4 protein-coding genes and 1 pseudogene are annotated in these 10,721 nt (G+C 58.7%); 3 read left to right on the top strand and 2 right to left on the bottom strand.

What is annotated here, in order from left to right; translation table 11 throughout:
* Both HBN61_RS22775 and HBN61_RS21800 read left to right on the top strand, forming a co-directional pair.
* Window positions 1-7,160, top strand: a 7,160-nt coding sequence (locus tag HBN61_RS22775; protein ID WP_262498824.1) for an immunoglobulin-like domain-containing protein, incomplete at its 5' end; no start/stop codon positions are given.
* 161 nt (window positions 7,161-7,321) lie between these two features.
* A complete protein-coding gene (locus HBN61_RS21800; RefSeq protein WP_029300706.1) occupies window positions 7,322-7,660 on the top strand; it encodes a hypothetical protein in 339 nt (112 codons plus the stop codon).
* 14 nt (window positions 7,661-7,674) lie between these two features.
* Here HBN61_RS21800 and lapD read toward each other — a convergent pair whose 3' ends face one another.
* Window positions 7,675-9,621, bottom strand: coding sequence for a cyclic di-GMP receptor LapD (gene lapD, locus HBN61_RS21795; protein WP_029300704.1), 1,947 nt, complete (start codon window positions 9,619-9,621; stop codon window positions 7,675-7,677).
* Between the two features lie 14 nt (window positions 9,622-9,635).
* Window positions 9,636-10,328, bottom strand: coding sequence for a cysteine protease LapG (gene lapG, locus HBN61_RS21790; RefSeq protein WP_153334161.1), 693 nt, complete (start codon window positions 10,326-10,328; stop codon window positions 9,636-9,638).
* Window positions 10,329-10,615: 287 nt separating this feature from the next.
* Between lapG and HBN61_RS21785 the strand changes: the two are divergent.
* A pseudogene (locus HBN61_RS21785) lies at window positions 10,616-10,721 on the top strand (IS5/IS1182 family transposase); the annotation flags it as partial.

Genomic DNA, 10,721 nt, shown 5'->3' with positions numbered 1-10,721 from the left:
CGACTAAAACTGTCGGCGAAGGCGGCGAAATCGTTTACACCGCAACTTTGGTTGATAAAGACGGCAAGCCAGTCACCAACACCACCGGCCCGCTGACCATCACCCTCGATAACAAACAGGTCATCACTATCGGTGTGAACGAGTCGAGCGGTACTGTTTCGGCTGTAGCGCCGGATGATGTGTACAAAGGCGACCAAACTGTTACGACCGGCATCGAAAAAGTTACCGGTGGCGAGCACTTCGAGAACCTGGTTCCAGGTACTGATAAAGTCACCACCGTCGTAACCGACACACCGGGCACCGACAACACCACCACCGTCACCTTGACCGCGCCAGACGCCGTCAACGAAGGCGGAAAAATCACTTACACCGCGACGCTTTCTAATAAAGCGGACACCGACGTCACCCTGACGCTCGACAACAAACAAACCATCACCATCAAGGCCGGCGAAACCGTTGGTACCGTGATTGTTGATGCCCCTGGCGATGACGTGTTCATCGACAAGAGCACCCAGACGGTCAAGATCACCGGTACTGAAGGCGGTAACTTCGAGAAGCTGGTGGTTGCAGGCGACGGTGCGACTACGCAGATCAACGACACCATCGACAAGGTTGATGTAGTCCTGACCGCGACTAAAACCGTGGGTGAAGGCGGCCAGATCGTCTACACCGCCACCTTGGTCGACAAGGCTGGAAACGTGGTGACTAACATCACCAACCCAGTGACCGTGACTCTGGATAACAACCAGGTCATCACCATTGGCGTGAATCAGTCGAGCGGTACTGTTTCGGCTGTAGCGCCGGACGATGTGTACAAAGGCGACCAAACCGTTACTACCGGCATCAAGGAAGTAACTGGCGGCGGGCACTTCGAAAATCTGGTTCCGGGCACTGACAAGGTCACCACGACTGTCACCGACACACCGGGCACCGATAACACCACCACTGTGACCCTGACGGCTCCGACTGAAGTGAGTGAAGGTGGAAAAATCACCTACACCGCGACGCTTTCTAATAAAGCGGATACCGACGTCACCCTGACGCTCGACAACAAGCAAACCATCACCATCAAAGCCGGTGAAACCGTTGGTACCGTGATTGTTGATGCCCCAGGCGATGACGTGTTCATCGATAAGAGCACCCAGACCGTCCAGATCACCGGCACCGAGGGCGGCAACTTCGAGAAGCTTGTGGTTGCTGGCGACGGCGCGACTACGCAGATCAACGACACCATCGACAAGGTCGATGTGGTTCTGACCGCGACTAAAACTGTCGGCGAAGGCGGCGAAATCGTTTACACCGCAACTTTGGTTGATAAAGACGGCAAGCCAGTCACCAACACCACCGGCCCGCTGACCATCACCCTCGATAACAAACAGGTCATCACCATCGGTGTGAACGAGTCGAGCGGTACTGTTTCGGCTGTAGCGCCGGACGATGTGTACAAAGGCGACCAAACTGTTACGACCGGCATCGAAAAAGTTACCGGTGGCGAGCACTTCGAGAACCTGGTCCCTGGTACTGACAAAGTCACCACCGTCGTAACCGACACACCGGGCACCGACAACACCACCACCGTCACCTTGACCGCGCCAGACGCCGTCAACGAAGGCGGGAAAATCACTTACACCGCGACGCTTTCTAATAAAGCGGATACCGACGTCACCCTGACCCTCGACAACAAACAAACCATCACCATCAAGGCCGGCGAAACCGTTGGTACCGTGATTGTTGATGCCCCTGGCGATGACGTGTTCATCGACAAGAGCACCCAGACCGTCCAGATCACCGGCACCGAGGGCGGCAACTTCGAGAAGCTTGTGGTTGCTGGCGACGGCGCGACAACGACTATCAACGACACTATCGACAAAGTTGATGTGGTGCTGACTGCCACCAAAACTGTCGGCGAAGGCGGCGAAATTGTTTACACCGCAACCTTGGTTGATAAAGACGGCAAGCCAGTCACCAATACCACTGGTCCGCTGACCATCACCCTCGATAACAAACAGGTCATCACTATCGGTGTGAACGAGTCGAGCGGTACTGTTTCGGCTGTAGCGCCGGATGATGTGTACAAAGGCGACCAAACTGTTACGACCGGCATCGAAAAAGTTACCGGTGGCGAGCACTTCGAGAACCTGGTTCCAGGTACCGATAAAGTCACCACCGTCGTAACTGACACACCGGGCACCGACAACACCACCACCGTCACCTTGACCGCGCCAGACGCCGTCAACGAAGGCGGCAAGATCACCTACACCGCGACGCTTTCTAATAAAGCGGATACCGACGTCACCCTGACGCTCGATAACAAACAAACCATCACCATCAAGGCCGGCGAAACCGTTGGTACCGTGATTGTTGATGCTCCAGGCGATGACGTGTTCATCGACAAGAGCACCCAGACGGTCAAGATCACCGGTACTGAAGGCGGTAACTTCGAGAAGCTCGTAGTCGCAGGCGACGGCGCAACGACGCAGATCAACGACACCATCGACAAGGTTGATGTGGTGCTGACTGCCACCAAAACTGTCGGCGAAGGCGGCGAGATCGTTTACACCGCGACTTTGGTTGATAAAGACGGCAAGCCAGTTACCAACACCACTGGTCCGCTGACCATCACCCTCGATAACAAACAGGTCATCACCATCGGTGTGAACGAGTCGAGCGGTACTGTTTCGGCTGTAGCGCCGGACGACGTGTACAAAGGCGACCAGACTGTTACGACCGGCATCGAAAAAGTCACCGGTGGCGAGCACTTCGAGAACCTGGTTCCAGGTACCGATAAAGTCACCACCGTCGTAACTGACACACCGGGCACCGACAACACCACCACCGTCACCTTGACCGCGCCAAGCGCCGTCAACGAAGGCGGGAAAATCACCTACACCGCCACCTTGAGCAACAAGGCTGACACTGACGTCACCCTGACACTCGACAACAAGCAAACCATCACCATCAAAGCCGGTGAAACCGTTGGTACCGTGATTGTTGATGCTCCAGGCGATGACGTGTTCATCGACAAGAGCACCCAGACCGTCCAGATCACCGGCACCGCGGGTGGCAACTTCGAGAAGCTCGTAGTCGCTGGCGACGGCGCAACGACGCAGATCAACGACACCATCGACGATGTGAAGGTTGTGCTGACCGCCACCACCAACGTCGCCGAAGGCGGCCAGATCGTCTACACCGCCAGCCTCGTGGATAAGAACGGCGTGGCCGTGACCAACGTGGGTTCGGACCTGGTGATCAAGTTGGACAACGACTTGAACATCACCATCGGCAATGGCAAGACCAGCGGTACTGCCAACTTCACCGCGCCGAATGACTTCTACCTGGGCGCCAAGGACATTTCCGCCAAGATCACCAATGTGGTCAGCGGTGGCGACAAGTATGAAAACCTGATCCCGGTCGGCACGCCAGTAATCACCAAAGTGACGGACGTGACGAGCAACACCGTGATCAGTATTGCGGGCGATACCTCGGTGACCGAAGGCCAGACCGCTCACTACACGTTGAACCTGACCCAGCCGGCGCAAACCGAAGTCACGGTGACCCTGTCGTACAAAGGCGTGGCCCAGGACGGTTCAGACTTCAACGGCGTGTACACCGTGAAGATTCCGGCCGGCCAAAGCAGCGCGACGTTCGATATCAAGACCATCGACGACAAGCTGACCGAGCCTACGGAGAAGTTCGAGATCAGTATCTCGGGCACTTCCGGCGGTAACTTCGAGAACCTGGCTATCAGCACCACCAACGGCAAAATCGAAACGTCGATCATCGATAACGATGCGCCACCGGTTATCGACCTGGATGCCAACAATTCCAGTGGCGCCACCGGCAACGACTACAGGACTACGTTCACCGAAGGCGGCAGTGGCGTGTCGATTGCTGATACCGACATCAAGATCACCGACCCGGACAGCACCCAGCTGACTGGCGCCACGGTAGTCCTGACCAATACTCAGCCGAGCGACACGCTGGACTACAGCAAGGTCACCGGTATGAACGTGACCTCGGTCACGGACCCTGTCACCGGCAAGATCACCCTGACCCTGACCGGTACGGCGTCGCTGGCTGACTACATGCAGCAGATCAAGAACATCACGTTCGGCAACAGCAGCCACGACCCGAGCACCACGCCACGGACCATCACCGTGACGGTGACCGACGGCGGCAATTACTCGAACGTGGCAACCACCACGGTCAACGTAGTGGCGGTCAACGACGCACCGGTTGCCACCGGCGGTGCCGTCACCGGCACTGAAGACACGTCGCTGAAGCTGACCTGGGCCAACTTCGGGGTCAGCGATGTGGATTCGCCGCAGGCCAGCCTCGGGGTGAAAATCACCGAGCTGCCAGTAGCCGGCAAGCTGCAGTTCCTGGCAGCGGATGGCACTACCTGGACCAACGTGACAGCCGGCCAGACCTTCACCAAGGCGCAGATCGACGGCGGCCAGTTGCGCTTCACGCCAAATGCCAACGAATCCGGAGCCGACGGCTACGGCGGCACAGGTGTGGGCAACAAGCAGGCTGATTATGCACAGTTCAAGTTCCAGCCAACCGATGGCAAGGACCTGGGCACCAGCGCCACTGTAAAAGTCGACATCACTCCGGTTGCAGACGCGCCGACCTTGAGCGTTGCCGATAACAACATCGCCTCGGTCGGCCTGACCAAGCAGAGCTGGAACAGCATTGCGAACCTGGGCACCAACGGCAATGGTGCCTCGGCGACCGTGTTGAAAAATGCCATCGACAACGCCGGCACGCCAACCAGCACGACGGTTTCGACCACCGTCCTACCTACTGCAGATGTGCCTGGCGGTGCAGGCTCGAAGACCTCCGGCCTGATCTACCTGGAAGCCGGCAAGTCGTACACCTTCAGCGGCTACGGCGATGACAGCATCCTGGTCAATATCGGCGGCAAAGATGTGGCTAGCGGTACCTGGGGCTCGAACTCCGGCCAGTTCAACGGTACGTTCACCCCAACCAGCAACGGCTACTACAGCATTGATATCTACCATGCCAACCAATCAGGTCCGGGCAGCTTTGATCTCAAGCTGTCGGTCAACGGTGGCACCGCGACCAACCTGAGCAACACCACGATGCCGATCTACACCGGCATCAACGACCTGATCAGCGCCGGCGCGCAAGTGTCGGATCTGCACGGCACAAACGGCCAGGGTTACTACGACGCGTACAAGCTCAACGAAGGGCTGGAAAACGGCACGGTCAAACTGACCAAAGTCACCACCGGCCTGACCGATACCGACGGTTCGGAAACCCTGAGCGTGAAGATTGGCAGCATCCCGGTGGGCGCAGTGCTCAGCGACGGTGCCGGGCATACCTTCACGGCGACCCAGGGCCATACCGAAGTGGACGTCACCGGTTGGAACCTCAACAACCTGAGCCTCAAGCCACTGCCTTACACCAGCGGCCAGTACAACCTGACCGTGACGTCGACCTCCACCGAAAGCCTCGGCGGCTCGGCCACAACCGTGGCCAATCTGCCGGTCAAGGTGTACCCGGCAACCTATAGCGGGAGCACGGCGACTTCGGGCGATGACAACGTCACCGGTACCAGTGGCAACGACATCATCGTGGCGGACGTTTCGGGCCTGAACGTAGTTCAGGGCAAGAACTACAACATTGCGTTCATGATCGATACGTCGGGCAGTATGGGTTCGGACTCGGTAGCGGCGGCGAAAGCCTCGCTGACCACCGTGTTCAACTCACTGAAAAACAGTATCGGCTCCAGCACCTCCGGGGTCGTGAACATCTTCCTCGCGGATTTCAGTGACCAGGTCAATCGCACGGTTACAGTCAACCTGAAAGACCCAGGTGCACTGGAGGCGTTGCAGAAAGTCCTGGATAAGATGGTGTCGACCGGCGGCACCAACTACGAAGACGTGTTCAAGTCTGCATCCAACTTCTTCCAAAGTGCCCAGGCGACTGGCAACAAGGATGCAATCAACACCACGTACTTCATCACCGACGGTGAGCCGACGTTCTACCAGCGCGCCGAGCAGACCAACCCGTACTTGTACGGTAACGTCAGACTCGATGATGTCGTCAACATGAACAACTACACCATAGGTACCGCCACCCGGATCAACATCGAGTCGAATGTCTCCCTTGAGATCAACGCTGCCGGTAAGGTGACCCTCTGGTACTACGGCTCAGGGTACGACCGGGGGATCATCCACGCTCAAGGGGATGGCACCTATGAGACATCCGTTCGTGACGGTTATGGCAACTACACCGACGGGCCCACCACCAGCAACTCCCAGAGCGCGTTTGCATTGCTCAAAGGCCTGTCAACGGGTGGCGTAGAAGCCATCGGTCTTAAAAGCGGGGTCGGCCTGGAGCAGTTGGCACCGTACGACAGCGACAACAAGCCACAAAGCAACATCGATCCGAAGGACCTGGCCAACGCCATCCTCGGTCACAGCGAGGCTACCCTGCCGGGTGCCGACCGTGTCGATGGCGGTGACGGCAACGACATCCTGTTCGGCGACCTGGTGAGCTTCACGGGTGTTACCGGCGAAGGCTACAACGCCATCCAGTCCTACGTGGCAGGGAAAAACGGCGTGGCGGTGTCTGCAGTCACCGGCCAGGATGTGCATAAGTACATCACCGAGCACTACAACGAGTTCAACACCTCGGGTGCCAAGGACGGCAATGACACCCTGCTGGGTGGCTCGGGTGATGACATCCTGTTCGGCCAGGGCGGCAACGACTACCTGGACGGTGGCAAGGGCAACGACATCCTGTTGGGCGGTACCGGCAACGACACGCTGATCGGCGGCCAGGGCAATGACATCCTGATCGGCGGCACCGGTGCCGATACCTTCGTCTGGAGATCCGGTGACGTCGGCAACGATGTGATCAAGGACTTCAAGGCATTGGAAGGCGACCGCATTGACCTGCGTGACCTGCTCAAGGGTGAAACCGACGGCACCATCGACAACTTCCTGAAGTTGACCACGGTGGATAACGTGACAACGCTGCAGATCAGCTCCGAAGGCAAGCTCAACGCCGCCGGCGGCCTGGCCAATGCGGATGTGACGATCAAGCTGGAAGGTAACAACTGGTCCGGCCAGACGATCAATTCGTTGATCAGTGGTGCTGACCCGACCATCAAGGTCGATCACACCTAAGCTGAACCACTGAACCGGCCGCCTCTTGAGGCGGCCGATTCATTTGCGGCCACCGTTCACTGGCATGGGGTCGCGATTGCACGGCATACTCACGCCCAATCGCGCGCCGTTGGCCTATGCTCTGACAGGCTGTCGTCAGTTCTTCTCATGAGGGATGTTCAATGTTCTACGTGCAACGTGATGCACAGGGTGAGCTGATTCGCGCCGAAGCGGTTGCCTTCGCCGAATCGACGGGCACCCTGCCCGCGGATCATCATGAGATCCAGGCCTGGTTTGCCAATGAAGAAGCGGAGCTGAGCCTCAAGCAGCTCAAGCACAGTGACTCGGAGATGATCCGGGTGCTGGAAGACTTGATTCAGGTGCTGATCCAGAAAGGCGTAATCAACCTGACGGACCTGCCGGTCGCCGCGCAAGCCAAGCTCAAGGACCGCAGCAACGCCCGGGAATCACTGGGTGGCCTGAGCCACCTGATCAATGATGATGAGACCGGCCTGATCTGAGGCCGGCCACGGCCTCAGCGCCAGGGCGCCGGCTCACCAAACAGCTGGCCCTGCACGCCAAAAATCCCCATTTCACGAATTACCTGCAACTCACCCTCGGTTTCGACCCGCTCGGCAATCAGCGGCAAGTCGATGCTGTGGGCTGCGCGCTGGATGGCTTCGATGAACAGGCGCTTGTCGCTTTCCTGGTCGATGTCGCGGATGTAGCTGCCATCGATCTTCAAGTAGGCCAGGCCCAGGCGCGCCAGGTTGCCGATCATGCTGAAGCGCCCGCCAAAGCGTTGCAGGCTGAGGGAAAAGTTCAGCTCCCGCAGGCGGTGGGTCAACTGCTCCAGCACCGCCTGTTCGGGCAGTTGCTCTTCACCGATTTCCAGGGTCAGGCGCGGGCCCAGGTTGGCATGTTGGCGTAGCAGGTCGAAGATTCGGTTCAGGGCTTGCGGGTCTGCCAGGGTCGCCGCAGACAGGTTCAGGGCCAGCGAGTGCTCATGGCTGGCCATTTGTTTGAGTACCAGCTCCAACATCACCCGATCCAGGCGCGCCGACCAGCCAAACCGCTCAAGCCAAGGCAGGAAACGGCCGGCCGGGATCGTGTGGCCATGGCCGTCGACCAAGCGCGAGAGCACTTTGTAATGCAGGACCAGTTGCGGATCCTGGCTGGCCACCACCGGTTGGAAGTACAACTCGAAGCGATGTTGGGTCAGCGCCTGGTCCAGCAGTGTGTGCCAGGCATGATGGTCGTCGCCGACGCTGGCAGCTGCGCTGTGGTCCAGGCACACCCAACTGACATCGCCCTGGGTTTCGGCCTGGGCCAGCGCCTGGTCGGCCAGGGTCAACAGGGCTTGCGGCGAATCACCATGATTGAACGGCGCCAGGCCGATACAGGCAACCGGCGAAACGTCACTGGCGCCGGTGGCTTGCAGGCTTTGCAGGGTGCTTTCCAGGTTCTGCGCCAGCTGCAACGCCTCTTCACGCATCAGCCCCGGCGCCAGCACGGCAAACTCGCCACCGCGGATACGGGTGACCAGGTTGTGGGTTTCCGGATACGGCTCGCACTGGCGCAGCAACTGTTCACCGACCGCCTGCAGCAGTTGGTCGGTGCGTTGGCCGCCGAGGCGCTGGTTGAGGCCGGCCAGGTCCTTGACCCGCAACACCAGCAGGTAGCCTGAGCTGGTTTCTTCGGGGTTGCTGACCCGCGCATTGAGTTGCATCTCGAAGTAACGGCGGTTAGCCAGGCCGGTGAGGTTGTCTTGATAGGACTCCACCCGCAGTTTTTCGCTACGCTCGGCCTGTTCCTGGAACAGGGCCTTGAGCTTTTCCACCATCTGGTTCATCGCCTGCACCACGCGGCGCAGTTCCGGGGTGCGCGGCAGATCCGGCAGGCTCAGGAATTCGCGGCGGGCAATGGCGTGGGACTGTTTGACCATGTAGTCCAAAGGCTTGAGTTGCCGGCGCAGCAACAGCGCGCCCAGCACCGCACTCACCGCGCCGCACAGCAATAACCAGCCGAGGCTGCCCAGGGCGCTCTGCCACAGCTTGGCCAGGGCGAACATCGGATGGCTGACCACCTCGACCCGCGCCGCCTGCTCCCAGCCACGGCTGACCAGGGCGTCACCACCGGCCGGTTCCAGGCCGATCAGCTTGACGAACCAGTTGGGCACGCCGTTGTTGTCGGGGATGCCACTGCGTTCGACGATGACCTGGTCGTTGGTCACATCGATCACCCGGATGCTGGCGTAATAACCACTATCGAAAATCGAGCTGACCAGCAGCTCGACCATCGCCGGGTCGTCGATATTGGGTGTCAGGGACAGCGCCAGGGCGGTCGCCGCGTCCTGCGCGTGGGAGCGCAGTTGGTTCACGTACTGGGTACGCGAGCTTTCCAGGCTGACCATGAAGCTGCCGCTGAAGGCGACCACCAGGAACAGACAGATAGCGATCAACAGCTGTTTGAACAGTGACATCTGAACAGTTACTCCTAGTTGGCCGGCTCGGCTGGGAAGCCTTCCGCACGCATTTTTTTCAACACATCCTGCCAGCGCGACAGGCGTTTGGTGTCGCCGACCTTTTTGTTGCCCTTGGCGCCCGGCAGGTACAAGCCCTCGGCGTTGAAGGAGTAGACCGGCAGCAAGTCGGTCCGTTGGCTGGCAGGCTGGATTTCATCGATCAGGCTGTCGAGTACCAGGGGCATGGCCTCTGGCGTCGAATAATAGGTCAAGACCATATGGGCGCGATTCTGCCGCAATGCCTTGACGTAGGTAATGCGCAATTTGTCGCTGGAGACGCCCAGGTGACGCAGGCTGAAATACTTGGCGATGGCATAGTCTTCACAATCACCGGCGCCTTTCCACAGGGCTTCGATGGGCGTTTCCCAATAATCGACCTGGTTCCACAAGTCGATATCTTCGACATAGCGCACGCGCTTGTTGAAGAACAGGTTGACCACCTTGAGCTGCTCCGTCTCGCTGCCTTGTTTTTGCGTGGCCAGCAGTTGCTGCCAGTCATCAATACGCTGCTGACCCGCACCCAACGGCCCGTAGAGCGCGGTGTCGCGCCGGCTGATCTGGGAGAAATCCCAATCGGCATGCAGCCCGCCAGGCAATAAGCCAGCCAGCAGCAGCGCTGAAAACAGCCAGCACAGAAACCGCGAGGGAGTAAAACGTGCCGCCAATGGTTTCAGTCCGTAGAAAGAGACGCAGAATCAATCGATGGTGAAGGGTCGGTCGGCAAAAAACAATGGCACTGTGCAATCACTCAGTCCCCATTACGCTAGAGCAACCGCGCCTTGTAAGACGCCGGCAAGCCATAATGTGCGATGAAAAACCGCGCTGTTGAGTCGCTTACAAAGGGAAACCTTGCCTGTTTGACAAGCTTGCATGCAATCTCTAGGCTCTGTACGTAAACCCAAGAAATACGATTTTCTGTAAAATACACCGCCATTAAAGCCAGGAGGCCAAGATGGCAAAGCGGTATGAACTCCCCGACGCAGCCTGGGATCTGGTTGCAGATATCTTCACCAAAAATCAGCGCACCGGGCGCCCTCGGGCCGATGATCGCCTGATGC

This window comes from Pseudomonas sp. WS 5071, from assembly GCF_012985765.1.
Taxonomy (GTDB): Bacteria; Pseudomonadota; Gammaproteobacteria; order Pseudomonadales; family Pseudomonadaceae; genus Aquipseudomonas; species Aquipseudomonas lundensis_A.
This window is presented reverse-complemented; position numbering and strand designations above follow the sequence as displayed.

Coding starts and splice junctions, on each gene's coding strand:
- HBN61_RS21800 (WP_029300706.1), top strand. CDS start 7,322: ATGTTCTACGTGCAACGTGATGCACAGGGTGAGCTGATTCGCGCCGAA.
- lapD (WP_029300704.1), bottom strand. CDS start 9,621: ATGTCACTGTTCAAACAGCTGTTGATCGCTATCTGTCTGTTCCTGGTG.